The 24,748-nt window shown below is 54.4% G+C and carries 24 protein-coding genes; 4 read left to right on the top strand and 20 right to left on the bottom strand.

Annotation, left to right across the window (positions count from 1 at the left end; translation table 11 throughout):
- Position 1: 1 nt before the first annotated feature.
- The 10 genes from BCV73_RS06225 to BCV73_RS06180 all read right to left on the bottom strand — a co-directional run bounded on the left by BCV73_RS06225 (position 2) and on the right by BCV73_RS06180 (position 8,225).
- Complete coding sequence (locus BCV73_RS06225; RefSeq protein WP_089546497.1) at positions 2-682, bottom strand: HAD family hydrolase; 681 nt, start codon at positions 680-682, stop codon at positions 2-4.
- Positions 675-1,106: a hypothetical protein gene (locus BCV73_RS06220; RefSeq protein WP_218828111.1), complete on the bottom strand. Its 432-nt coding sequence runs from the start codon at positions 1,104-1,106 to the stop codon at positions 675-677. Before BCV73_RS06220 ends, BCV73_RS06225 begins: the two co-directional genes overlap by 8 nt.
- A 33-nt stretch (positions 1,107-1,139) precedes the next feature.
- Positions 1,140-1,664: a GNAT family N-acetyltransferase gene (locus BCV73_RS06215; protein ID WP_089546495.1), complete on the bottom strand. Its 525-nt coding sequence runs from the start codon at positions 1,662-1,664 to the stop codon at positions 1,140-1,142.
- Positions 1,665-1,889: 225 nt separating this feature from the next.
- Positions 1,890-2,807, bottom strand: a complete 918-nt coding sequence (locus BCV73_RS06210; protein WP_076169570.1) for an EamA family transporter — start codon at positions 2,805-2,807, stop codon at positions 1,890-1,892.
- Positions 2,808-3,141: 334 nt separating this feature from the next.
- On the bottom strand, positions 3,142-4,092 hold the full coding sequence (locus BCV73_RS06205) for a GNAT family N-acetyltransferase (RefSeq protein ID WP_089546494.1): 951 nt from the start codon (positions 4,090-4,092) through the stop codon (positions 3,142-3,144).
- 248 nt (positions 4,093-4,340) lie between these two features.
- Positions 4,341-4,814 (bottom strand): DinB family protein, encoded by a 474-nt coding sequence (locus BCV73_RS06200; RefSeq protein ID WP_179231913.1) that lies wholly within the window; start codon positions 4,812-4,814, stop codon positions 4,341-4,343.
- Positions 4,815-4,919: 105 nt separating this feature from the next.
- Positions 4,920-5,666, bottom strand: coding sequence for a GNAT family N-acetyltransferase (locus tag BCV73_RS06195; RefSeq protein WP_179231912.1), 747 nt, complete (start codon positions 5,664-5,666; stop codon positions 4,920-4,922).
- A 55-nt stretch (positions 5,667-5,721) separates the two neighbouring features.
- On the bottom strand, positions 5,722-6,468 hold the full coding sequence (locus BCV73_RS06190; protein WP_089546491.1) for a nucleotidyltransferase family protein: 747 nt from the start codon (positions 6,466-6,468) through the stop codon (positions 5,722-5,724).
- A 60-nt stretch (positions 6,469-6,528) separates the two neighbouring features.
- A complete protein-coding gene (locus BCV73_RS06185; RefSeq protein WP_076168412.1) occupies positions 6,529-7,341 on the bottom strand; it encodes an ABC transporter permease subunit in 813 nt (270 codons plus the stop codon).
- Positions 7,338-8,225, bottom strand: coding sequence for an ABC transporter ATP-binding protein (locus BCV73_RS06180; protein WP_089546490.1), 888 nt, complete (start codon positions 8,223-8,225; stop codon positions 7,338-7,340). The genes BCV73_RS06185 and BCV73_RS06180 overlap by 4 nt, the downstream gene beginning before the upstream one ends.
- A gap of 219 nt (positions 8,226-8,444) precedes the next feature.
- Here BCV73_RS06180 and BCV73_RS06175 point away from each other — a divergent pair, with 219 nt between their 5' ends.
- Together BCV73_RS06175 and BCV73_RS06170 are read left to right on the top strand one after the other, a co-directional pair.
- Complete coding sequence (locus BCV73_RS06175) at positions 8,445-9,047, top strand: TetR/AcrR family transcriptional regulator (protein WP_089546489.1); 603 nt, start codon at positions 8,445-8,447, stop codon at positions 9,045-9,047.
- Between the two features lie 94 nt (positions 9,048-9,141).
- Positions 9,142-11,040, top strand: a complete 1,899-nt coding sequence (locus tag BCV73_RS06170; protein ID WP_481855780.1) for an LTA synthase family protein — start codon at positions 9,142-9,144, stop codon at positions 11,038-11,040.
- 99 nt (positions 11,041-11,139) lie between these two features.
- Here BCV73_RS06170 and BCV73_RS06165 read toward each other — a convergent pair whose 3' ends face one another.
- The gene (locus BCV73_RS06165) at positions 11,140-11,787 is read right to left on the bottom strand and encodes a helix-turn-helix transcriptional regulator (RefSeq protein ID WP_076168420.1); all 648 of its coding nucleotides are present in this window, start codon (positions 11,785-11,787) and stop codon (positions 11,140-11,142) included.
- 166 nt (positions 11,788-11,953) lie between these two features.
- Here BCV73_RS06165 and fsa point away from each other — a divergent pair, with 166 nt between their 5' ends.
- On the top strand, positions 11,954-12,628 hold the full coding sequence (gene fsa / locus BCV73_RS06160; RefSeq protein ID WP_089546487.1) for a fructose-6-phosphate aldolase: 675 nt from the start codon (positions 11,954-11,956) through the stop codon (positions 12,626-12,628).
- A gap of 173 nt (positions 12,629-12,801) precedes the next feature.
- Here the strand turns inward: fsa and BCV73_RS06155 are convergent, their stop codons facing one another.
- The 5 genes from BCV73_RS06155 to BCV73_RS06135 all read right to left on the bottom strand — a co-directional run bounded on the left by BCV73_RS06155 (position 12,802) and on the right by BCV73_RS06135 (position 18,496).
- Positions 12,802-14,193 carry an MGH1-like glycoside hydrolase domain-containing protein gene (locus tag BCV73_RS06155; protein WP_089546486.1) on the bottom strand — a complete coding sequence of 464 codons (1,392 nt, stop codon included), beginning with the start codon at positions 14,191-14,193 and terminating at the stop codon, positions 12,802-12,804.
- Between the two features lie 18 nt (positions 14,194-14,211).
- On the bottom strand, positions 14,212-15,057 hold the full coding sequence (locus BCV73_RS06150) for a carbohydrate ABC transporter permease (RefSeq protein WP_179231911.1): 846 nt from the start codon (positions 15,055-15,057) through the stop codon (positions 14,212-14,214).
- Positions 15,035-16,090, bottom strand: coding sequence for a carbohydrate ABC transporter permease (locus BCV73_RS06145; RefSeq protein ID WP_256992758.1), 1,056 nt, complete (start codon positions 16,088-16,090; stop codon positions 15,035-15,037). Before BCV73_RS06145 ends, BCV73_RS06150 begins: the two co-directional genes overlap by 23 nt.
- A 13-nt stretch (positions 16,091-16,103) precedes the next feature.
- Positions 16,104-17,378, bottom strand: coding sequence for an ABC transporter substrate-binding protein (locus BCV73_RS06140; protein WP_089546484.1), 1,275 nt, complete (start codon positions 17,376-17,378; stop codon positions 16,104-16,106).
- Positions 17,379-17,440: 62 nt separating this feature from the next.
- Entirely contained in the window at positions 17,441-18,496 is a 1,056-nt protein-coding gene (locus BCV73_RS06135; RefSeq protein ID WP_179231910.1) for a LacI family DNA-binding transcriptional regulator, read from the bottom strand.
- 325 nt (positions 18,497-18,821) lie between these two features.
- Here BCV73_RS06135 and BCV73_RS06130 point away from each other — a divergent pair, with 325 nt between their 5' ends.
- Entirely contained in the window at positions 18,822-20,624 is a 1,803-nt protein-coding gene (locus tag BCV73_RS06130; RefSeq protein WP_089546482.1) for a glycoside hydrolase family 36 protein, read from the top strand.
- Between the two features lie 120 nt (positions 20,625-20,744).
- On the opposite strand, the gene BCV73_RS06125 is transcribed toward BCV73_RS06130, so the two are convergent.
- The 4 genes from BCV73_RS06125 to BCV73_RS06110 form a co-directional block, all read right to left on the bottom strand.
- A complete protein-coding gene (locus BCV73_RS06125; RefSeq protein ID WP_089546481.1) occupies positions 20,745-21,518 on the bottom strand; it encodes a DeoR/GlpR family DNA-binding transcription regulator in 774 nt (257 codons plus the stop codon).
- A gap of 105 nt (positions 21,519-21,623) precedes the next feature.
- Positions 21,624-22,355 (bottom strand): LutC/YkgG family protein, encoded by a 732-nt coding sequence (locus BCV73_RS06120; RefSeq protein ID WP_089546480.1) that lies wholly within the window; start codon positions 22,353-22,355, stop codon positions 21,624-21,626.
- Complete coding sequence (locus tag BCV73_RS06115; RefSeq protein ID WP_089546479.1) at positions 22,352-23,857, bottom strand: LutB/LldF family L-lactate oxidation iron-sulfur protein; 1,506 nt, start codon at positions 23,855-23,857, stop codon at positions 22,352-22,354. Before BCV73_RS06115 ends, BCV73_RS06120 begins: the two co-directional genes overlap by 4 nt.
- Positions 23,835-24,584: a (Fe-S)-binding protein gene (locus BCV73_RS06110; RefSeq protein ID WP_076168430.1), complete on the bottom strand. Its 750-nt coding sequence runs from the start codon at positions 24,582-24,584 to the stop codon at positions 23,835-23,837. Before BCV73_RS06110 ends, BCV73_RS06115 begins: the two co-directional genes overlap by 23 nt.
- Positions 24,585-24,748: the final 164 nt, after the last annotated feature.

The following is a 24,748-nucleotide window of genomic DNA, read 5'->3' as shown; positions in this document are numbered from 1 at the left end:
TTTATCCTTTTCCCTGATTTAACCTGCCGATCAGCTCCGCCACTTGAAGCGGTGAGGTGAACCGATAATCGGGAGCCGGAAGAAGATTGCTGCTCTGAATCGTTTCAAACCACATTGCACCGCCGATCCGGGTGCCTGCCGCCCGCCCGGCTGCCATATCGGCGTTGCTGTCCCCGATAAACAGTGTATCTTCCGGCATTACGCCGAGCACGGCCATCGCCCGGTCGATGCCTTCCCGATCCGGCTTGGGGCGGGTAAGCTCATCCCCGGCAAAGCCTACGGTGAAATAAGACCCCATAGCAAGCTTCGCTGAGGAAATGTCGAGCGACCTTCGGCTTTTGCCTGTGATGATGCCCATCGGAATGGACATGTCCTGCAGCCGGTTCAGCATGCCGCGGATTTCTTCCGAAAGCGAGAGCATCCGGTCGTGATATGCGTCGTAGATCCGATAGTAGTCGTCAATAGCTTCCGGCAGTGACTCGTGAGATTTCAAAACCTGGCTGATAATGCCTTCCTCTGTCGGTCCAAACCAGGCCATGATCTCTTCGTTGCTGTACTCCTTCGCGGTATACTTGCGGAATACTTCCTGAAACGCGTAAAAAGACAAGGGCAGCGTATCCGCCAGCGTGCCGTCGAAATCAAACAACACCGCCCGAATCGGCCGCTTTGTCAAGTCATCCACTGATCAGCCCCCCTGACACATTTAACTTGTGGTCCAAACGGGCGACAGCCTCCTTCTCCTCTTCGCCGATGACCGCTTCCATGACAGGAGACGCCGCCTTGAGCCGGCCCTTCGTGAGCACGTCCGCCAGCTTAGTCTCCATGATGCCGGTTGCTTCGGACAGCTTCAGCTCCCTTTCCCCGGTTACCCTGCTTAAGTACGCATACATCGTTCCTTGAGGATCCTCATACGAAATTCGATAAATCGGGGTGAAGCGGCTGTTCTCCTCTTCATCTAAGCGGCTTGTCACCTGCACCGTATAGGTGTAGTGAATCGGTCTGGGGCCAGGCTGCTTCTTCTGTTCCGCGATGATTTTGGAATTTTTCCAAGCGAGCACACCCGCCCCGATCATGATGAGAATACCTATTCCGAATGCAAAATACACGAACACAGCCCGTTCACCTCTATTTCCTCTGTCTTACAGCTTCTTGAGCATATGAATGTCTTCCGGCTCCTGCTGATACAGCTCCTCATCCACTTCCTCGGTGAGGTTTCCGCCGTTGGCACGGTAGAAGCCGACCGCCGATTCCGTTTCCGTCGAGGATATGTATAAATAGCTCGCTCCGCGCTCCTTGGCCACGCGGCTCAGCTCGTTCATGATCCGGGTAGCCAGCCCTTGTCTCCGGTATGGCCGGCTGACATACATCAGATCCACCTGCAGCTGGTCTTGGTTGCGGCCTCTAAACCGGTGTCCGAGCACGCCAAAGCCGGCGAGCACTTCGCCGTCGAACGCCCCGTATGCCGTGCCTCCCTGTTCCAGCTCATGCCGGAATCGGTTGACCATTTCATCTGTGTGTTCCTCATCCCAGGTCGGACATTCATGTCCCATCGGAACGGTTTCAAGCTGCCCGCCGTTCATTTTGTAAATCCGGTCGATCTGTTCGGACCGGTCGATTTGGCGGATCTTGTCCGCCTCGTTCACATGCATTTGTCTGATAATCATAAGAAATGACCTCCATATTTTTAATGAAATCGAAGCTTTCTTTGATTACCCTAAACAGAAAATGCAGTCATTGCATGAATAATTGCAAATCAACCCCCTTCTCACTGATTCCATTATACAAAAAAAACAGCCTGCGGCTACGCGCCGAGGCTAAAATAAGAAGAGATGTCTACATGTTTACATTACCCTGTACCGTAATGCTTAATCTCTCGGCCCGTCAAAAAGCTAAAGATGTGCGGCGCTTTCCGGTCGTTCATACATCGGCGGGCTTTGCTTCCTTGAAAAGCGGATTTGCGGGATGGCAATGCCGATGAAAATAAGCACGATCCCGAGCCACTGCAGACTGCTCACATGCTCGTGAACCAGCAGGACGGAAGCGACGACCGCCGCAGGCAATTCGGCAGCTCCCAGGATCGCCCCCGTGCCGGATCCCACCTTCGGCATACCGATCGCGAAAAAGAGCACCGGGATCAAGATGCCTAGAATGCCAAGAATCAGACCGTATTTCCATAATCCGGCGACTAAAGCCCCATCCCACAAAAAGGCGGGAGAAAAGACGGACAATACGATGACGCCCGAGCCCGTGGTCATGAAGAAGCTTTTATTAAAGGCAGGAACCGTCGTTCCGACGCGTCCGCTGACAAACATATATAGCGCAAACGTAAAAGCGGACAGCAGACCGTATATGACGCCTCTAGTGTCCAACGGTCCGGTACTTTCGCCGATGACGCCTCCAGCGAGCAGGGTCCCCAGGATCAAAATCACGATCGAAATGATCTTGCTGCGGCTTGGAATGCGACGATCCGCGGCAGCTTCCATTAATACGCCGATCCATGTGAACTGGAACAGCAGCACAACGGCAATCGATGCGGGCAGCCGCTCAACGGCCTTGCCGTAAAAGACCGACGTGCCGCTCATGGTAATTCCGACCGCCAGCAATGCAAGCCACTGCTTCGGCGCAATCTTTTTCCGGGAAAAAATAAGCATCAGCACCAGCAGCAATGACCAACCGAAAATATATTGGCCGCCAAGCATTTGGCTGACTGTAAAACCTTCCTTCATGCCGACCTTCATAATGGAGGAAAGCACGCCGTAGCTGCATGCACCGATCAGTATGAGCAGCGAGTATTTGAGCTTGTTCAAATGGATAACCTCCTGATGCCAGTACCCGCGCAACAACCAAAAGCCCCCTGTCGGTTAGGACAGGGGGCGAACGAAACCGATGACACTACGAAGTCTTCGTTAAAATTTCGCCACTCGCGAACGAATCGGAGTTTAAAAGCGGATGCTGCACGAACTTGATGTAGAAATGTTGAACTGAACCTTTCGAAAAGAAATTCTAAATCATTATGCTGTGAGCGTCAATGAGTTACGGTAGCAGGATAAAGCAGATGGCCCGATCAAGTTATGGAAAATATGCCGGACGCTCCTTCCCAGTTCCCCATGCTTTGCTTCCAGATGCGCTGGTTGCGGCTTCTCAACCATACATGGTCATGGTCGAAATAAACAGAGGACCAGGCATAAATCCAAGTTGAAAGCACAAGGACTCATGGGGGTGTCCATGCATGGCACGAATCCGCAGCAGCGGCAGCCCCTGTTTTTTTAACATCGTCAGCGCTTTTTGCACCATCTGGGTCGCCAGCCCACGGCCTCTGTAAGCCTTCATGACGGTGAGCTCCTGAATCGTGGGACAGCCCGCCAGCATCCCAATGATACAGACACCGATCAATGCGCGGGTCGACGTATCATACAACAGGCTTGAAGCCGTTGTTGTTTCCTCTGTCATATGCGCAGCAACGAGCCTGAGCTTGGACAGCACGTCAGCAAAAGAAGCTTCCTCCAGCTTACTGCCCTCTTCATGCCATGCATGCTTGAACAAAAACAATCCGATCTCCCGTTCAAGCACGAGCCTGCGTTCTCCGCCCTCATGTTGGATTTCTACGGATTGAAAAGCTGATCCGCCGTTTCCGTGGGAATCATATTCGGCCGTTGGCCGCTGCATCCAGCGATGCCTATGGGGTGCCGGGAAAAAGCCTGCCCGCATATAGGCATCTTCCTGATCCGCAAAGACTTCATAGGCGCGGATCGTACGCGTTCCCCCTCCTGCTTCCGTCTCCCGGATCGCCTCGACGACAGCAAGGATGAATCGGTGATCCACCTGATGGGGAGGAATCGTGAACAAATCCCGGATCGCACTGCCCGAAAGAGCAGCACCGCCGATCACCTTTCCGTTTTTTTTCAGCCAATAAGGCATGAAGCCCGCAGGCAGAAGTGAATCGGTATGAAGCGGCAGCTTGATCCCTGCAGCCATCTGTTTATCATATATGCGCAGGTACCACTCCCATTCTGCCGGCTCGGCTTCGCAAATGCTTACGGATTCAGGCGTTCCCCCATGTGGGCCTGCTTCCAGCCGGTCCTCTCTGTTCATGCCAGACCTCCTTGGGCTCAGACAGATAGATTTTCTATTAGTCTACGGTCCGGTCATCCGATTTCATGCCAGATCAGCCCGGAGAAATTCCCCGGAGCTTAAACGTTACCCCATGCTGTATTTTTAGACCTTCTCATTCATGATGCTGCTCATCACGTTTCTCCCTCCTACCCAATATAGGTTGATTAAAAAAAGACCGCCCGAAGTAATTTTTACCTCGTTACGGTCCTCTTGTTAGGAGAGCTGTTCTATTTGTGTCCGTTTGCTATGTAATGGTGGATCTGATTCATATGATGGCGGTCATGCCAGTAAAAATCGGCCAGATACTCGTCTACGGACAGCTTGCCGCTTCCGGTACTGCATTCGGTGGCATACTCTTCTTCAGGTATCCGCTTCAGCTCTCCGATGATCTGCTCCCGCCAGTGCACCGTCTGATCGATCAGCTCCTGGCGCCCTTGGCTGCGCGCATACGCGGCCGCTTTCCGGTTGAATTCGTCAAGCTCCACCTTTGGCATATCCATCGGTTCTTTGGCCGCCATCGGCCGGATCGCGTGCTCCAGGAAATGCTTGTCCCACAGCATCATGTGCCCGATGATTTCCTGCGGCGACCACTTGCCTTCGGCAATCGCTCCCGTCCACTGATCTTCCGGAATATCCGCCAGTGCCTTCACCTCATCGATCAGTTCGCACATCGGCGCAAGTTTCTCCGGCATGTCGTTCATCCTCATCTCTCCCAATCCAAGTCAATCTGTCATGGCGCTGGCCATGCCACTCTATGATACCCGGGAATGGCATTTGAAACAAGAACAAACATTCGCCCAATTCCATTATTTAAGCACTCTGTACCAATAGGAATAAACATGGCGATAACCAAGCTTGTCGTATAACCGGCATGCCGCCTCATTGGCCTGAACGACCTGAAGAAACGACGAATGCGCGCCCTGCTCCCGGCCCCATGCCAGCATGCGCTGGATCAGCTGGAATCCAAACCCCCGCTCCCGGAAATCAGGATGTGTCACGATATCGTACAGGCCCAGCCATCCCTCTTGAATGACGCCGAGTCCGGCGGCTACCGTCTCACTCCCTTGCTGTAACAGGAAAAATCCCTGCTTGAGCGGAGTGGAGGCCAGCGTGTGCGCCAGGACCGATTGTCCGTTGCCCGGTATTCCGTTCATGAGGGACATTTGCTCGAGCCAGCCGGTATCCAGCCGGTCCCGGAACACGACATGAAGCCCGGGGTCAGCCGCCGGTGCCGTTTCTCGCTGAAGATCCAGAATCCGCACGCTGGATAGGTCCACCTGAACATATCCCCGCCCGGCGAGACGTTCATCCAGATCGGACGGCATAACATAAGGAGTCATCTTGAAAATGACCGGCTGACCGGCATCCCTGTAAAACCGTTCGGCGGCGGCGATGCTGCCTTCCACATCGCAGCCCGGGTCCAGGTAAATCGGACTGACCGAATTCGCCCGCTTCGTGTATCCCTCTGCATAGCGGACCAGCCAACCGTTCATCTGAGCGGAATACTTGGCCGGCCACGTGTTGATCGTGATTTCCTCCAAAAATTTATACATGTATATCGCTCCTTCAGCATCATGAGAATAAATATACATATATACACATAAATATTCAATTCCCAAACAAAGCTGTATAGTTCTCCGTCACCTCTCGGTAAGCCTCCGGCGTCCCGATGTCATAACTCGTTCCCCGTGCCCGGTATGCGGCCATCTCCTTGCGCTGGCACAGCCACTCAGGGAAATATCCCGGGGCATCCGGCTGATTCCCTTCATTCAGATATTCGCCAATGAGAGGAAGCGTGTCTTTGCGGTAAATGTACACGGCGAGCACGCCGAGATTCGTCCGGGGATGCGCCGGCTTTTCCTCGAAAGACAGGACGGTGTCCCCCTCATCAAGCTGGACGACGCCGACCCGCTGCAAGTCCTCCTTGCGCTCCATCGGCTGAACGAGGATGCAGTCGCGCTGCCGTTTGTAATAAAAGTCAACATACTCCTGCAGATCGAACGTAAACACGTTGTCCCCGGCCATAACCAGAAGGTCTTCTTCCAATCCCATTTCCTTTACGGCAAACGCCATGTCGCCGACCGCTCCGAGCCGGTTCCCTTCATGTGTGGAACCATCGTCGAGCACGCGCACCGGTACGCTACATTCGCGCGACTCAGCCCATCCCCGAAACGCGGAGGCAAACCTGTGGTTGCTGACCAGTACGATTTCCGAAATGCCGCTGACCCGCTCCACTTTGCGGACGATATGGTCGAGAATGGTGCCGGGCCCGAGGGGGAGCAGGGCTTTGGGCACATCCCGTGTCAGCGGGTACAGCCTCGTGGCGTAGCCAGCCGCCAATATGAGTGCTTTCATCGTGACCTCCTTGATCGGTCTCCTTAATCGGTGTACCTGCTCCCCCTAGTATAGCTTGATTTACAGCGGCAGGCTTCTTTTCCGGAAAATAATCATGCCGGCGGCAAAGGCTACCGCGCCCAGGCCGGCCAGAACCGCGATAGACACCGGCCAATCCGCCGTTTTGCCGACGATCTCGCCGGGATCAAATAAGGAAAAGACCGAAATATGCCGCATCCAGCTGAGCTGCCCGCTGATTTTGCCGATCAGGTTCAGGCTGAAAAATCCGATGATGATCACGCCCGAGAGCGTCAGCGCCCGCTTCTCGTCATTGCAGCAGGCGGAAATCAAGTAAGAAATGCCTCCGATGCAAAAGAACAGCAGCAGGGCGCCTGCATTCAGCAGCACAAAGCCGGTGCCGTCGAAATCCCCCAGATCCCCGATAAACCAGGCGTACCCGGCAAACCCGGCCAGTGTCGTGACCGCGCAAATCAGCACCAGCCCGGAGAGCAGCACGGCCGCCTGGGTCAGGGCTACCTTCGTGCGGGTGGTGGGCGCCGACAACAGGTACGCCATCGAGCCCTGGTCGACAAGCTTGGCGATCAGCTGCGTGGATACGAGAATGCAGAAGATGGACAGAATCAGCAGATACAACAGGCCGTAATACTCACCGGATATAAACGCGCCGATGCTGCTGAAGCCGTTTTCCAGGCCGAACGCCTTGCCCAAGCCCTCCGGCATCCCATCGATCAGCGAATTCAAGCTGCTGCTGTTTTTGGCGATTCCCGGATAAATCCAAAACATCAACAATATATAAAAGGCCGATCCGACGGCATAATTCATGAACATTTTGAGGTTAATCGCAAGCATTTGTCTGTACAGCGGCATATTCATGGCGTTTGACCCTCCCGATCGTAATAATCCATAAAAATGTCCTCCAGGTTCTGCGTGAACACATCGATATTGCGGACGTGAAAGCGGGCGGTTTCGCGGATAAACCGGTCCACGTCGCCCTGAACGGCCACCCGCACGCGGTTTCCTTCCCGGGAATCGATCATCAGGCCGCATTTTATGAAATCGTCCAGCTCCTGCTCCGTCTCAAACGTCACTTCGAACAGCTTGCGCTGCATCGACTGCAGCTCATGGATATCCTTGACCGCAATAATCACGCCGTCCTTGATGATCGCTGCCCTGTCGCAGGTCCGTTCGATTTCCGGAAAATTATGCGAGGACATCAGGAAGGTCGTCCCCCTTGCCTTCTCCTCCAGCACGAGCTCGATGAACACTTTTTGCATGAGCGGATCCAGCCCTGACGTCGGCTCATCCAGGATAATGACCTCCGGCCGGTGCATGAAGGCGGCAACGATCCCGACCTTCTGCTTCATTCCCTTGGACATTTTCCGGATCGGCGTCCGGACGTCAAACTGCAGCCGGCGGATGAGCTCGTCGCGCCAAGCCGGATCGACGCCGCCCTGCATGCCTGCCATAAAATCCAGAAACGCTTTGCCGGTCATCCCCTCGATAAACGCGATTTCGCCGGGAAGGTAGCCGATATATTTTTGAAACCGTCCCTGTTCCTTCCACGTGTCGTAGCCGCATACCTTTACGGATCCTTGATCCGGCTTCAAAAAGCCCATGATATGCCGGATCGTCGTCGATTTGCCGGCTCCATTCGGTCCCAGAAAACCGAACACCTCGCCGCGGCGGACCGAAAAGGTCACGTCCCGGATGCCTCTCCTGTTCGGAAAAATTTTAGTTACATGTTCAACGCTCAGCATGCCAGCGCCTCCAATGCATATTTAAATTTATGAAATATTCTTGTTCCAATATTTCATAATCGGATCATACGCCTGCCGCTTTCCATCGTCAATACATTTTATGAAATATTTTTGTGGTATAATTTCATTAATTGGATCGAACCGGCGAGAACCGATATTCTTCGTTCATTCGATCAAGCCGATGACCTATTTTACAATAGTTAGGATGGTTCGTAAGAAATGAATGGATTTGAGAAGCGGGCAGTGCAGATTAAACAAAAGATCAAACAAACCGTATTGGAAATGCTGGGCGAATGGGAACCCCGGCAAATCCGCATCAAGGATATCGCAGCCAAGGCGGAAGTGTCGCAGGTCACCATATACAACTATTTTGGCAGCAAAGAAGCGCTGCTCCGCGAAGTGTTTAAGGAATTTGTCGCCATGCTGATGGAGGAGTATGAGCGCGTGCTGACGGGCGATGCGCCGCTGAAGGAAAAAATCGAATACATTATTTTTCAAAAAAGCCGGTTAAAACTGCCCTTCACCCCATCCGCGCTCAAGCAGCTGATCGAAGCCGACCCGGAAATCAACCGGTTTATCCAGCAGCAGTATGAAGAACGTGCCATTCCCTTGATCACCAATTTTGTGCAGAAGGGCAAGCAGCGCGGAGAAATTTCAGAGAAAGTGTCCGTCCAAATGGTGCTTCTTTATGTAGGCATGATGACAGAGCACTACGAAAAAATGCTGGATCTGGTCAATCAGAGTGAGGATCCCGAGGCGTTTACAGAGGATATGATTCATGTGTTCTTTTATGGCATTTGTGGTCCGCAATACCAAAAATGATTAACAGCGCGCCCTTTTTGTGTTAATTTAGTGTTCGCGGTATGTAAAATCGGGTTTAACATGACTATACTTGTAAATACCAACGAACACTGTAATGAAACAGAAAGGAGCAGGTATGATCGACTTCCGTTCCACTTATTCCAGACCGAAGACGCCCTTTATCGCCGTTTTCGTCGTCCTGCTGCTCAAGCTGCTGCTCCTCCGGTACTTTTTCTTCCATGATATTCTGTGGAGCCGGATCACCGCTGACGCCGCTGCGCTGCTGGTGCTGCTGTGCATCATTGAGCTGGTTACCCCCGCGAAAGCGAAGGGATGGGTCTATTGGATTTTTAACGCCATTTTCTCGATTCTCATGTTTGCGTCGGCGCTGTATTTTCAGCATTTCAATTCGGTGCCGACCTATACGGCGCTGTCCGAGCTGAAGCAGGTGCTGCAGATCAAGGAAAGCGTTCAGTCAACGATCGAAACGGAGAACTATTTATTTTTTGCCGACGTCGTGATCGTCGCGCTCTTGTGGCTGATCGGCCGCTGGGTACCGCTCCGGATTTTGCTGCGCACGCGGCTTCGTAAAATTTGGCCGGCAGCCCTCGGCGTCATCGGCCTGATCGTCTCGGCGCTGTACATTCATGCGGACCGCTCCATCACCAATGAGCTGATGCAGGCGGAGCATCTCGGCTTCCTGGATTACCAGGTCGCTGCCGGGATCCGCGCCAGCGAGGAGAACAGCATGATCGCCTCCGGCAATCTGGACGAGACCGTGCAAAAGGTCAGCCAGGCCGAGCAGTCATACCCGTACGCAAGTGGGACTGCACAAGACAAACCGGCGATGTTTGGAGCTGCCAAAGGCAAAAACGTCATCGTCATTCAAATGGAGGCGTTCCAGAACTTCCCGATCCATTTGTCGACGGGCGGCCAGGAACTGACCCCCGTGCTGAACCAACTGGCTGACGGCGGCCTGTACTTTCCGCATGTCTTCCAGCAGATCGGGCAAGGCAATACGTCGGACGCCGAATTTATGAGCAATACGTCGATCTACCCGACCGGCACCGTTGCAATGTCGAGCGGCTTCGGCGACCGGGAGCTCCCGAGTATGCCACGTCTGCTCGGGCAGCTCGGTTACACGGCCGATACGTTTCACGTTAACGACGTGAAATTCTGGGACCGGGACCAGCTTTACCCGGCGCTGAACTTTACGAATTATTACGACAAAAAGTCGTACAAAAACGATCACTTCAACGATTTTGGCGCTTCGGATGAGGAGCTGTATCGGGTCGGTCTGGACAAGCTGTCCGAGCTGCATGAGCAGGGCAAGCCGTTTTACGCCCAGTTCGTCACGGCTTCCAGCCATTTTCCGTTCAAGGTGCCGGAGGACCGCAAAAAAATCAAGGTCCCCGATTCCATCCAGGGAACCCAGTTGGGGGACTACCTGACGGCTGTGAATTACACCGACTATGCGATCGGCACCCTGATCGACGGTCTGAAAGCAAAAGGCATGTGGGACGACACCGTGCTTGTCATTTACGGCGACCATTTCGGGCTTCAGCCGCAGGACAACGATCCGGCGGTCATCAAGCAGGCGCTCGGTATCTCCTATGACCAGCGGATTACCCGCTTCAACATCCCGCTGATCATGCATATTCCTGGCAAGCAGGGCAAGGTCGTCGACCAGGTCGGCGGTCAGCTCGACATCATGCCGACGCTGGCGAACCTGCTGGGCATTTCGCTCAAGGACAAGCACTTTACCGCATTTGGCCACGACCTGCTCAACATCGACAAGAACGTCGTCGGTATGCGGTATTATCTGCCGACAGGATCCTTCTTCAACAATGACATTTTGTTTGTGCCGGGCAAAGGCTTTGAGGATGGCACCGCCATCTCCCTGAAGACGATGCAGCCTGTCGCTGACTTCTCGAAATACCGGAAGGATTACGACTATATTTTGAACCTGATGAAGCTGTCGGACGAATATGTAAGGCTGCTTCCAAGACGGTAACGGCCCATGGCAAAAGCCGGCTGCTTCCATTCCATACGGGATGGGAGCAGCCGGCTTTTTCAGTTGCTGTGTCTTGTAGTTATGTGTTCGAGAGACCCGTTAATTCGGGGCGGGCGAACCGCCTTTACCCGCGAGATCGATCAATACGCGCAAAATATCCGTTTTGGTGACCCGGCCGACCATCATGCTGTCTCCCTCGCCGGAAACGACCGGCAGGCAGTTCACCTGATGCTTCACCAGCTTGTCGGCCGCATCCAGCACGGTCTCCTCAGGCGTCAGGGCCGCCATGTGCGCCCGGCGGGTCATCGCCAGACCGACGGGAATCGTACTCAAATCCGCATGCCCCATCGTCAGCTTCAGCACGTCCTTGCGGGAGACGACCCCTTTCAGCTCACCGGACTCTCCGGTCACCATCAGCGTGCCCGTATTCTCACACAGCAGCTGCACTACGGCATCATAGGCCGTCGCATGCTCGGAGATGGTCACGGGAGTGCTGTATATATCCTTCACGTATATTTGCTGCAATCTTTGTTCAAACTCACCTTGGGAGCTTGGCGTTTCGGCGGGAAAATACCCCACCTTCGGCTTGGCGCTGATCAAGCCCAGCATCGTGAGCAGGGACAGGTCCGCGCGCAGGGTCGGGCGGCTGAGGCCGATCATCTCAGCGATCTGATCGCCTGTAACGGGCGCATGCTCCCGCACAAGTTCCACGATATCCAGCTGTCTCGGAGTTAGTTGAATGGGAATCCTCTCCTTTGAGAAAAATCACCTGAAGCTGCAATTTCATTGTTATATCACGGGCAGCATGGTTTAAATAATTATTGTGTCATAAATCAGTTATGATACACACTATTATAAATTTTATTTTAACCGATAGCCATATCTTTTCATAACCGAAGGAGGAATCAGTGATATGAAGTTTTTCCTGGATACGGGCAACATCGACGAAATCAAACGGATCTCCCGCCTGGGACTGGTGGACGGGATAACGACCAACCCTTCCCTGATCGCCAAAGAAGGCCGGGACTTCAAAGAGGTCATTCAGGAGATTTGCAGCATCGTCTCCGGCCCGGTCAGCGCCGAAGTCATCGGCACCAAAGCCGAGGACATGCTGAAGGAAGCGTACGAGATTGCTGAATGGGCGCCAAACGTCGTCATCAAAGTGCCGATGACCGAAGACGGCTTGTATGCATGTCATGAGCTGACCAAAAAGGGCATTAAAACGAATGTGACGCTGATCTTTTCCGCCGCACAGGGCCTGATGGCCGCCAAGGCCGGGGCTACGTACGTCAGCCCGTTCGTCGGACGCCTGGACGATATCGGGGTCGAGGGCATGAAGCTGATTCGCGAGCTGAAGCAAATCCTCGAAAACTACGGCATGACGTCCGAAATCATCGCGGCCAGCATCCGCAACATCAAGCATGTGGAGGACGCGGCCATCGCCGGCGCCCACATCGCGACCATTCCGGGCTCGCTGCTGCCGTCTCTGTGGAAGCATCCGCTGACCGACAGCGGGATCGAGCGTTTCCTGGCCGACTGGGAGAAAGTGCCGCAAGCAGCCAAAAGCAAGGCGAAGGCCGGCGAGTAAGTGAGCAAGCAGCCCACGAATCATCTGCAAACAACCCGGCTGGGGCTTCCCGGCCGGGTTGTTTTTTAATAGATAGGCCACGTTATCAATAGCAATGATGCAGTTGGACTGAGCCGCTGGGCGTCATCTTCTATAACTTATGCTGCGGACGACTTCACTATAAAAACCTTCACCTATCCCGTATTCGTCCGACAGGATATTCTGTGTGTCTCCCCCTGTTTCACCAGGACGGTAACAAAAGCGATTTCCCGGCCGTCCGCGGTGATTTCTCTTCTCGGGGCGATCCGTTCGCCATTGTGATAAAAAGCCTCTGCGTTTTCTTGAAACGCCGCTTTCCAGGTAAAAGCCTGTCCTTCTTGAAGCGTGACGCAGGTCACGTCTCCCCGCTCATGCCGAACCCGGATCGTACGTCCAAGGATCGGAAGGTCCTCGATTTCCGCCCAAGCGAGCGAATCGTCCAGCTGCGGCAGAGTGGAGATCGTGTGGGCTCCGTCAGCGGCAATGCCCATCAATCCCGTCGCAACGGCACCTACGATGCAGAAGGAAACCTCCGGGTATTCCCGGCGCTCGAGAGCAGGATCCACCAATTCCTTCAGTTCACGGAATGCTTGCCGGGCAAAGCCGTACCGGTAATAAATATCCGGAAGGTAGGTTTTGCCTTCCACATTCGGAGCGCCGTTGGCGTCCAAATCGTTCAGCGCTTTTTGAAGCTGGTCGGAGCGGGTGACTGCCCCGTAGTACAGCGGGAGAAAATTGCCTTCTGCACAGTACGGTTCGGCAAAGGAGCGGTCCTGCAGCATCATGCCGTAAAAGCGCTGCCGGTTCTCGTTCCACCATGTGCTCCCATACATCCGCTCAAGCGAGTGTGCTTTCGCCGCGTAAGTTTCGGAAGCCTGCGGGTTCCCCGTCAGCTCCGACATTCGTGCGGCTGCCCGGTAGGCGGCGATTTGCACGCCGACCATATCACCGCCCGCCAAAGGATGCTGGCCGGCTTCATTATACGTCGCCAGTCCCCGGCGCCCGTATTCGGGATAATACTCCAAAACGCCGTCTCTGTCCCTGTCCCACGTGTCAACATACTCCGTCAGGGTTACATCATAAAAATGGCGCAGCACCGGATCCTCGATATAATCCCGGTCGCCCGTCCACAAAAACTGCCGCCAGGCCGTTTCGATCAGGTCGAAATTGGCGGGAAGGTTATACCAAAAGTCCTGATCATTGTCATAATCCACCTCAGCAGGCAGATTGTCTTTCGTGATTTCCCAAAAGGTACACCAATCCCGTGATGCCGCAATATTCTCGGCAAAACGTTTCATCGTGTTTTTCGTATGGGGACTGAGCCCCAGAGCAGCAGCACCGGCACTGTGGTGCATCACGTCCCGCATGCAGAACGCTTCCCTTTCGGGCAGGGCTGCCTCATACCATAATCCGACGGCATCCCCGCCAAAATGGGTATAGGCCAATGCCTGGCGCTTCGCCCAACCAAATCCCTCATTCAACGCATCGTCGTCAGACCTAAACGTCACCGTTCCTGCCTTGGCGCGGATATTATGCACGTCATTCATCCTGCTTCACTCCTTCTTCTAACTCTCTTTTGATCCGGAGAACGTCAGCCCTTCCATGAACGCCTTTTGCGCGCTAAAGAACAAAATAATGCACGGCAGCGTAATCACGATGGATGCGGCCATCAACAGATTCGTATCCGTGGAGTACGTCCCCTGAAAACCGGCCAGTCCCAGCGTCAGCGTCTTCCAACGGTCGCTGTTGATATAGATCAACGGGCCCATGAAGTTGTTCCAGGCACCCATAAACATCATGACCCCGACTCCCGTCAGAGCCGGCTTGGACAGCGGCAAGAAGATCGTCCGCCAAATTTTGAAATAACCGCAGCCGTCAATGACTGCCGCTTCCTCTAGACCCACCGGTAACCGCGAGTAAAACTGGCGGAACAAAAAGATGTAGAACGGCGAGCCGAAGAACGCCGGCACGATAAGCGGATACAAGCTATCCAGCATGCCGAGCTTTTTAAACAAAATGAACTGCGGAATCATCGTAACTTCACCCGGCAGCAGCATGGTTGATAATACAAGCAGGAACAGAAAGCCGCTTCCTTTAACCCTTAAACGGGCAAATGCATAACCGACCAAGGAACAGGAAAAGACGGTACCAATGATGGGAAGTACGGTGGTGATCAGCGTATTGACCAAATAGCGGCCAAAGGGGAACGCCGTCAACGCTTTCGCGTAATTTTCCCAGCGCCAGTGCTGCGGCCAGATGTTCATGCCGGAAACCGCGATTTCCTCCAGATTGCGGAGCGAAGCGGAAATCATCCACACAAACGGATACAGGAACGCCGCTGCGCCCGCCAGCAGCACCAGGTAAGCCAGCCACCGGGTTCCGGGGGATTTACGCTTCTTTGTTACGGACACGGCGCTTCCTCCCTCCCACTTCATTTTCGTAATACACCCATATTGCGCTGCTGCGGAACACCAGCAAGGTAAACAGCAAAATGATCACGAACAGCACCCAGGCCAACGCAGAGCCGTAGCCCATCTTGAACCACATGAACGCGTTTTGATACAAGTAATACGCATAGAACAGCAGCGAATTGTCCGGCCCTCCGTTAACAAGGAAGCCTTGCGTGAAGGTCTGGAACGCCCCAATCATGCTCGTGACGGCATTAAAGAACAGGATGGGCGAAATTTGCGGAAGCGTCACATGCCACATCCTGCGAAGAACGGTTGCTCCGTCGATTTCGGCCTGCTCGTAGAGCGATTGCGGGATATCCGACAATCCGGCCAAGTAAATGATCATATTGCCTCCGACCGTCCACAGGCTCATCAAGATGATGGCCGGCATCGACCAGTGCGGATCGGACAGCCAGGCTGGACCATGAATGCCTGCGAAACGCAGCACCGAATTGATCAGACCAACGTTTGGGTTGAAAATCCAGATGAACAGCACCATTTGGGCAACCCCCTGCACGAGCGTGGGCAAATAATAAATGGTACGGAATAAGTAAATACCGCGCAGCTTCAAATTCATCAACAGGGCAATCCCGAATGACAGCACCACCTGGAGCGGGACACTAACCAACGTGTAGTAGAACGTCACGGCAAGCGATTTATAAAACATCGTATCTTTAAACAGCATTCGATAATTGTCCGCGCCTGCCCATACCGGGTCGCTGACCACCTCCCACTGGGTAAAGCTGATATAGAAGGAGAAGACCATCGGCCCCAGCGTAAAAAGCAGGAAACCAATGATCCATACCGACACGAACATGTAAAAGCTGGCTGTCTCCATATGGATCACTTTTTTGCGTACCAGTAATCGCGTGAATAGAAAAAGTAGGGCATACACCACGGCCATGACGGTCAGGAACGGGAGGAGCGGCAGCAGCGCCGCCGGAACCCCCTTCCCCTGAAAGAAGTTATATATGAGTTCAATAAGTCCGTTCATAGGCTATCTCCCGTTATTTCTGTTTCAAAATATTGTTGATTTTCTCCGCTACCTGAGGGAACACTTCCTTCACGTCCTTGCTGCCGATTCCGATGGGGGTTTGGTCGTCGATCGCTTTCATTTCATTGCCGATCTCATTCGTCCGTTTTTGCGCTTCCTGCGGATGCTGTTTCTCCGACGCCAAAACAAAAGCTTTCAGGTTTTTGCCGGGATAAATTTTCTCGAACGCCCCGGTTGCGCTTACCAAAACCGGTACTCCATACGCGCTTTTGTTGCCCCCAATAATTTTTTGCGCCTCCTCATCCTGGGTCAGATGCCGAATGAAGATCTTGGCCGCCTCAGCGTTTTTGCTGTCTTTGCTCAGAGCCAGGCCATTCACTTCTTTGGAGCCACCGCCACCCGGGAAAGGAACGATATCCCAGTCAAAGCCTTTGACATCCGCCAGCTGCGGGATATACCATGGGCCAAAATCGGTGTACATGGCGATGCGCCCGCTCAGGAACCAGTTCATCATGTTCTGTCCCTGCTTCTCGTTGTCGCTCGGTACGATGCCTTCCTGCTTGGCGGCGACGATATATTCTCCGGCCTTAATCGCTTCCGGGGATCCAAGAAGGGATTGGGCGTGATCGTCGGAGTAAAAGGTACCGCCGAACGAATAGATCAGATTCGGCAAATACAACGGCTCCGAGCCGAAAACTTTGGTGCTGCCCTCGCCGGTGGCCAGCTTCTTGGCCATTTCGTCGAACTGGTCCATCGTCATGGGCTCAGTTGGGCTGGGAAGAGGAATATTGTTTTTCTTGAAAAGATCGAGATTGATGGCCATGACCTTAGGTTTGATAATAAACGGCACGGCATAGGCCTTGCCGTCGACTGACAGCGAATCTACCAGAGACGGCGAGCTGAAGGCCGACGGATCCACCTGCTGTTCATCGAAAGCGCTTGCAAATCCAGGTAAATCCCCTCCCGAAATCAACATCACGTCAGGAGCCGTTCCTCCGGCAATCATCGTCTGCAGTTTCGTGAGGTAATCCTGCTGAATCCATTGGCTCTCGACCTTAATATCAGGGTAGGATTTTTCAAAAACGGCAATCACTTGTTTGATGGCGTCGGCTTCCGTCTGCGCGCCCCAGTAAGCGAACGTAATCTTTCCTTTGGCGCCCGAGCCGGCGCTTTCGCCCGCGGCGCCGCCCTCGCTTGGCGTCGAGTCCGCAGTTCCGGAGTTTCCGGAACATGCGGTCATTCCGATGACAACAAATAAAGACACTACGAACAACAGCCATTTTTTCATCGTTTATTGCCCCCTAACGATTGTTTGCGCGGCTGTGGCTCTTTTCGCTCCACCGGTCTGTCCTATTCCTGGACAGCCGTTTTGGGAAATCGGCCAGCACCGCATGAGCTTCTTACGATTAATTTCGACGGAAGTACCACTTTGAGCGGAACCTCCCTGCCGCCAATCCGTTCCAGCAGCATTTTAACGGCGGTTTGACCCATCTGTTCGGTATAAATTTTGACCGTAGTCAGCGGCGGGTCCATATAAGCGGCCATCTCGATATCATCAATCCCGACGAGCGCTACGTCCGTCGGCACTTTCACGCCCGCCTCCTTTAACGCTCTGCTTGCCGCGATGGCCATGGGATCCGATCCGATCAAGAAAGCTTCCGGAAGTTTCCCCTTTTTAATGGCGTCCTTCATCAGCTGATATCCGGTCGACATGGAGAAATTGCTGCCGATATGGACATGCTCCGGCATGTATAAATTTTTATTTTTCATGTAAGCTTCAAAACTGCTTTGGCGCTGGTCGATGGAATCGATCCCCGTGCTGGAACCGAACCGGTTGATAAAATCGCGGGAGCCGATCAGCCCGATTTTGGTATATCCAAGGCCTGTCAAGTGATCCAGCGCCGTCGTGGTCACTTTATTGAAATCGACAACGACGGAATCAAATCGGTCCTCGTCCGGAGAATAATCCACGAACACGATATTGGGGATCCGGTTAAAGAACAAATTGTATGGGTCAAATTCAAATTTGCCGATCACAATCAGGCCGTCGAGGCCGGACAGGCTTTCATAAGATTCATGGTTGACCCAGCGGATCGTCCGGGTAATATGCAGCCCCATCTGGTTGAATTCCTTCTCGATTTGCATCCGGATGGACAAATAGTATGGATCTTCACTTTCGAATTGTTCGGAACAAAACGTAACCAGACCGATTTTGTAATCTTTTAACGGCATGGACTTGCTGACCGTACGTTTGGAAGCCATGTTATACTGCAGCTGTTCCGCGGCGGAAATGATTTTTCTTCTCGTTTCTTCCAGTACCGATAAAGACGGATCACCGTTTAACACTCGGGAAACCGTGGAAGGAGACACCCCTGCCAAGCTTGCAACATCACGAATATTTGCCAACACCAATCACCTTTTCCGTCACATTTTTTGGGAAACACCCCTTACTGTTATTTTAGTACCTTACGGATCATTTGCCAAACAAAACGTCTTTTGTTTACTAAACATAAATCTGAGATGTTTTTCGGTTTTCAATATAACAGAGAACATCAGCCTTGACAATACTCTAATAAAAAAACAAAAGAACATAATATCCACACTGGTTCAGCGCATATACGCATTCCACATGATACTATTTGAATTTTATTGTTTACTGTATGTTTCGTAAATATTATATTATTGTTAGACTGAACAAGACCAAATTCAGCTTGAAGCGCAGGAGAAGTTTATGAAAAATTTGATGAACGATACACCCCCGATCGTCACGTTTCATGATACGAAGCAATTTTTCGATGTCTCGCAGCATATCCAAATCGTGGAAGACGGCTTATGGCTGATTCATTTGAAGCTGCGGGCAGCAGCAGGAACACAGCCTCCCGCCTGTCGGTTGGAGTGGTCCCTGCCTGCCATAGATATCCACTCGATGTGGCACCCGGGAACCGACCGGAACAAAGCATTCCAGATCGACTGGGGCGAGGGATTTGCATCAAGAAGCACCTCATTGGCTCCCGTTGCCTCCCTCTTTAATGTGGAAGGAAGAAACCGGCTAACCTTTGCGTTTACCGATGCGCTGAATCATTTGACGATCAAGGCAGGGATTCACGAAGAGGATTCGACATTCCTCTGCTCGATCACGCTCTTCGAAGAACCGGTATTGATGAAGGATGAGTATGAAGCCACCCTCCGGATTGATCGGCGTGACGTTCCTTATTACGAGGCTCTGGAGGAGGTTGTCCAGTGGTGGGCTCGTCAGCCTGGAATGACGCCTTCCCCGCCTCCGGCGGAGGCGATGAATCCTGTTTACTCCACCTGGTATTCCTATCATCAGGACATCACGGCAGATGCGCTGGAGCAGCAGGCCAGGCTGGCCAAAGAACTCGGATGCGATACGATCATCGTGGACGACGGCTGGCAAACCGAAGATAACAACCGCGGGTATGCTTATACCGGCGACTGGGAGGTTTGCACGGATAAATTTCCGGATATGGGGGCGCATGTCGCCGCCATTCAGGACCTGGGTATGAAGTACATGTTGTGGTACTCCGTCCCGTTTGTCGGAAAGCACAGCAAAGTATGGGACGAATTTGCGGACAAGCTCCTCGGTATCGACGACAATCTGAATGCCGGGATTCTGGACCCCCGTATTCCGGAAGTGCGGGAGTATTTGATCCGGGTATACGAGCAAGCGGTAACCGACTGGAACATTGACGGGCTCAAGCTCGATTTCGTGGACAGTTTCCGCCTCACTGCGGGCTCGCCAGTTGTGTTCGCTCACGGAAACGGCGGGGATTACGCGTCCGTTCCCGAGGCCGTCGACCGCCTGCTGTCCGACGTCATGGGCCGGCTCAAAGCGCTCAAGCCCGATATTCTGATCGAATTCCGTCAAACGTATATCGGGCCGCTTATGCGAACATACGGAAATATGTTCCGAGCGAATGATTGCCCGAACGATTTCATTCAAAACCGGGTCCGTACGCTGGATCTGCGTCTTCTTTCGGGCCACACCGCGGTCCATTCCGACATGATCATGTTTAATCCCCAGGATACGGCGGAAAATGCGGCGATGCAGATGATCCATGTCATGTTTGCCGTGCCGCAGATTTCGGTCCGCTTGGACCGGATCGGAGACCGGCATCTGGCCATGCTCCGGTTTTGGGTCGGCTTTTGCCGCGATCACCAGGATGTGCTGCTGCATGGAAAACTCCAGCCCTTTCATCCGGAAATGCTGTATCCTATAGTCAAGGCCAGCAGCAGGAACAAAACGATCATCGCCGTATACTCCGAGACCATCGTAGAGATGGATCACCCTTCCGAACGCCTCATCATAGTCAATGGCAGGCCAGGGGATCGGCTGTACCTCCGCTTCTCCCGTGCATTCCCGGGAAGCTATGAGATGAAAATCAAAGACTGCTGCGGGCAAACAATGCGTTCACAAACCGTAGAGCTAAATGAAGGTTTGCAAGCGTTGGTCGTCCCGTCGGCAGGAGTGGTCGATTGGGTGTTGAATCCACTGCATATCGAGCTGGCCTGATGAACAAAAAAGCCGGGGAGTCCAGGCTTGCTCCCAACTAAAAAAACCTCCCGCGAAAGCTGTTTTCCAGCCTTCGCGGGAGGTTCGTCATATGCCAGGCTTTGAAATCTTCCCGCATACTTAGATGGGCGTCTGACCTGCAATGATCAGCTCGATCGATTTCTCCCGGAGCAGTGAAGCGTCCTTCTCGACAACATGGCCGTCGGTGATCAGCACGTCCACCTCGGCCCAATCGGCCAGATGGGTGAACGCCTGCACACCGATTTTGCTCGCGTCGGCCAGGATGTACACCGTCTTCGCCTGCCGGATCATCCGATGCTTGACCATCGCCTGCAGCTCATTGGATTCGCTGATTCCGCGGTCCAAGTGCACGCCTTTGCAGGAAATAAATGCCTTATCCACATAATAGGATTCCAGGCCGCGTTCGGCGAGCGGACCGACGTAAGACAAGGAATGGGCTGCCAGCATGCCGCCCGTCGATATGACCTCGATCTTCTCCTTGGAGGACAGCTCCAGGGCAACCTTGATGGAATTGGTAACCACGGTCAAAGGAATGTCCGGCAGGATCGAAGCCATATACCACGCTGTCGAGCTGGCATCCAGGGCGATGCGGTCCCGCGGCTCGATCCGCCGCACCGCCTCTTCAGCAATCCGCCTCTTCTCGTCCTGATGGATGACCTCCCGCTCGAAATACGGGGTCTCCGCCTGGGTCTCCTTGACGCTGACGGCGCCGCCGTGGCTCCGCCGCAGCTTGCCCTGCTGCTCCAGCCGGTCCAGATCGCGGCGGATCGTCTCTTCGGTCACGCCGCACAGCTCGCTCAGCTCCGACACCCGGATGCTGCCGCGCTCATTAACCAGCCGCACGATGGTATCATAACGTTCCGCAACTAACATAGCTTCCCTCTTTCGTTCTATCGTACACCCATTATATAGATTTGCCCGTTCCCGGACAACGTGTCATCCCCATGCCCTTATGAGCGGGGACATTCCCGAATCGGATTATCCGACAATCAAAGCGTAGGCGATCCCCGGCCCGTGAACGCCGATGGTCAGGTCGTTCTCGATGTCCGAGGAGCGGCTCGGCCCCGAGATAAAGTGCACCCCTGCCGGCAGCCCCTCCCCGGCGCTGCGGGATAGGCGGCCCATAACCTCGCCGAGCCGCGTCTTCATGCTCTCCGCCGGGACGATGGCGATCAGCAGATTAGGCAGGAGGGACACCGACCGTCCCTTCTCCGCCGATGATGTGACCACGAGTGAGCCGGTATACGCCACGGCGTCATCAACAAGCGCGATCCCGGCATCCGTATAGGCCGCGGCGGCCAGGGAGGCGTCCGGATCCTGCCCGTTCCACACCCGGTGTGCAAGCTCCGGTAAATGCTGTTCCAGCCGGAGCCCGGCCAGCTCCGGAAGGTCCTGGCGAATCGTTGACTGTGCCCCGTGCTCCTGCAGGATGCGGGTCACGACGCCGGACAGCTCCTCCCAGCCGGCCACCCGCTCGGTATGGCCACCGGCGGCACGCCAGTTCCCCATAAAGCGCTCGATCCGCTCTTCATGCGTCAGCTCGTAGCGGTTCCAAAAATCCGGTGCGCCCCGATACGGATGCTCCGGCTTGCGGGATTCAGAAGCGCCCCCACGACCGAGACGGCTGGCGATATGGCCGATGAACCGCTTCTGCTGCTCCCGGGATTGCTGCTCCATTTTCTCCAAAAATGCCGGATCGGATGTGCTCATCGTTTCATCCCCCTTTCCTTCCGGCCGGCGACGATGCTCTCCATGCGGGACTTCATCGCTTCCGGCATCGGCGGGAGGCTGGCCCCGACCTCGGCGTCCAGCTGCGGCCAGCGTTCCCGGAACGATTTGCTAGGCAGCGCCGGAATGTGCCGGTACGCCGTCCAGCCCTTGAGCGGGCCGAATTGAGAACGGATATATCCGTCCCGGACCAGCAGCTTTTGGCCCGTCTGCCCGAGCTTCACCGCCTGCTTAAAGCGGCCCGAGCTTTTCATCAGCATCTTGAAGCCTTTCATCGCCAGCTTTTCGCCGGCTGCGGTATAACCCCTCTCGACCTTCCGGTTGCGCAAATAGACAAGCATGTCGTGCAGCGGAATTTTGACCGGACAGGCTTCATAGCAGGCGCCGCATAGACTGGAGGCGTTAGCGATGTCCTGCCACTCCTCGGTATTCTTGTTCAGCGCCGGCGTCAGTACCGCACCGATCGGCCCGCTGTACGTTCCGGGGTACGAATGCCCCCCGATATGGCGGTACACCGGGCAGGCGTTCAGGCATGCTCCGCACCGGATGCAGTTCAAGAGCTCCTGGAAATCCGGATCCCCAAGCTGCAGTGAGCGGCCGTTGTCGACGATGATGATATGCATCTCCTCCGGGCCGTCTCCATCCGCCGTCCGGCGCGGCCCCGTGATGCCCGACATGTATACGGTCAGCTTCTGGCCGGTCGCCGAGCGCGGCAGAAGCGTCGCCATCACTTCGAGGTCATCCCAGGTCGGAATAAGCCGCTCCATCCCCATCAGCGTAATTTGCGTTTTCGGCACCGTGCTCACCATGCGGGCGTTGCCCTCGTTTTCAAAAATGACGATCGATCCGCTTTCGGCAATGCCGAAGTTGGCCCCGGTTAGCCCGATGTCGGCTTCCAGAAACTTGTCGCGGAGCTTTCTCCGCGCAAATCCCGCCAAAATTTTCGTGTCCGGTGCCAGCGTCTCTCCCGCTTCCTTCGACAGCAGCTCGGCGATTTGATACCGGTTTTTGTGTATGGCCGGGATAATGATATGGGAAGGCGGTTCATTCGCCAGCTGGATGATGTACTCGCCTAGGTCGCTTTCAATCGATTCGATGCCGATGTCCTCAAACGCTTCGTTGATATGCACTTCCTCGGACACCATCGATTTGGACTTGACGACTGACTTGGCCTGCTTGTGCTTGGCAATCTCCACCGCGATTCGGGCGGCGTCCTTCGCCTCGGGAGCAAAATGCACATGCACGCCCTGCTCCCTGGCATTATTCACAAACTCGTTCAAATAGTAGTCGAGGTGAGCGATCGTATGGGCCCGGATCTGCCGCCCCCGCTCCCTCCATTCCTCCCAGTTGCCGTGTTCCGCCGTCGCCGCCTTCTTGCCGTTTTTCAGCTTTTCGGTCGTAAACTTGACGGCGTTAACGAGAAATTCGTCCTTCAGTGCGGTCTCCGCCCGCTCCTTTACGCTAGACCCCTGCGGTTTGCTCACGGTGCTTCACTCCCTCATACAGCAGTTCCGCCAGATGCATGACCCGGACCGGCTTGCCCTGATAATGCAGATTGCCGCCGATGTTCAGCAGGCAGCCCATGTCCAGCCCGACCAGCACCTCGGCCTCCGTCTCCAGCACGTGCTGGGTTTTCTCTTCGACCATCGCGCCCGAGATGTCGCTCATCTTGATGGCGAACGTTCCGCCGAAGCCGCAGCAGTCTTCCGCATAAGGGAGCGGAATCAGCTCCATGCCCTGGACGCTGGCCATCAGCTGCATCGGTTCGTCTTTGATGCCGAGCAGCCGGGAGCCGTGGCAGGACGGGTGATAAGTGACTCTATGGGGAAAAACAGCCCCCACATCCGTCACGCCCAGCACCTGGACGAGAAATTGGGTGAACTCGTACGTCTTCTCCTTCAGCGCCAGCGCTTTTTCCTGAAGCTGAGGCTCATGTTCAAACAGCTTAGGGTAATAATGATGGATCATACCGGTGCAGGAGCCCGAAGGGGCGATCACAAAATCGCTGTCGTCAAACGCTTCCAAAATCGTCCGCGCCGAAGCTCTGGCTTCATCCCAATAGCCGCTGTTAAAGGCCGGCTGGCCGCAGCAGGTCTGCACCTGCGGAAAATCGAGCCGGACGCCGTACCGCGCCAGCAGGCGGGCCATCGCTTCGCCGATGGGCGGAAACAGCGCGTCGCTGATGCAGGTAATGAATAGCGAAACCTTCACGGTGTAATACCTCCTTTGCGGTTAACCTTCAAAGTCTGGCAGAGCGCCGGCAGCGAGCCGGTGTCTGCCGTGTGTTATGGCAAGAGAGGGAGCGGCTCCCGCCAAACATGCCTGTTCAGCTGGTACCTGCTCCCTTCTATCAGACGTGCAATCTGCGCCAGATT

The organism is Paenibacillus sp. SSG-1 (assembly GCF_002224835.1).
GTDB classification, from domain to species: Bacteria; Bacillota; Bacilli; order Paenibacillales; family Paenibacillaceae; genus Paenibacillus_AQ; species Paenibacillus_AQ favisporus.
Note: the sequence above shows the minus strand (reverse complement) of the source record. Positions and strands in the feature narration are given on the sequence as shown.

Bases quoted from the DNA above. Each gene is read 5' to 3' on its own strand.
- BCV73_RS06190 (WP_089546491.1), bottom strand. From the start codon at position 6,468: ATGAAAGCACTCATATTGGCGGCTGGCTACGCCACGAGGCTGTACCCG.
- BCV73_RS06145 (WP_256992758.1), bottom strand. From the start codon at position 16,090: ATGAACGGACTTATTGAACTCATATATAACTTCTTTCAGGGGAAGGGG.
- BCV73_RS06205 (WP_089546494.1), bottom strand. From the start codon at position 4,092: ATGAACAGAGAGGACCGGCTGGAAGCAGGCCCACATGGGGGAACGCCT.
- BCV73_RS06120 (WP_089546480.1), bottom strand. From the start codon at position 22,355: ATGAGCACATCCGATCCGGCATTTTTGGAGAAAATGGAGCAGCAATCC.
- BCV73_RS06185 (WP_076168412.1), bottom strand. From the start codon at position 7,341: ATGAATATGCCGCTGTACAGACAAATGCTTGCGATTAACCTCAAAATG.
- BCV73_RS06195 (WP_179231912.1), bottom strand. From the start codon at position 5,666: ATGTATAAATTTTTGGAGGAAATCACGATCAACACGTGGCCGGCCAAG.
- BCV73_RS06180 (WP_089546490.1), bottom strand. From the start codon at position 8,225: ATGCTGAGCGTTGAACATGTAACTAAAATTTTTCCGAACAGGAGAGGC.
- BCV73_RS06200 (WP_179231913.1), bottom strand. From the start codon at position 4,814: ATGAACGACATGCCGGAGAAACTTGCGCCGATGTGCGAACTGATCGAT.
- BCV73_RS06125 (WP_089546481.1), bottom strand. From the start codon at position 21,518: ATGTTAGTTGCGGAACGTTATGATACCATCGTGCGGCTGGTTAATGAG.
- BCV73_RS06140 (WP_089546484.1), bottom strand. From the start codon at position 17,378: ATGAAAAAATGGCTGTTGTTCGTAGTGTCTTTATTTGTTGTCATCGGA.
- BCV73_RS06215 (WP_089546495.1), bottom strand. From the start codon at position 1,664: ATGATTATCAGACAAATGCATGTGAACGAGGCGGACAAGATCCGCCAA.
- BCV73_RS06155 (WP_089546486.1), bottom strand. From the start codon at position 14,193: ATGAATGACGTGCATAATATCCGCGCCAAGGCAGGAACGGTGACGTTT.
- fsa (WP_089546487.1), top strand. From the start codon at position 11,954: ATGAAGTTTTTCCTGGATACGGGCAACATCGACGAAATCAAACGGATC.
- BCV73_RS06175 (WP_089546489.1), top strand. From the start codon at position 8,445: ATGAATGGATTTGAGAAGCGGGCAGTGCAGATTAAACAAAAGATCAAA.
- BCV73_RS06130 (WP_089546482.1), top strand. From the start codon at position 18,822: ATGAAAAATTTGATGAACGATACACCCCCGATCGTCACGTTTCATGAT.
- BCV73_RS06170 (WP_481855780.1), top strand. From the start codon at position 9,142: ATGAAACAGAAAGGAGCAGGTATGATCGACTTCCGTTCCACTTATTCC.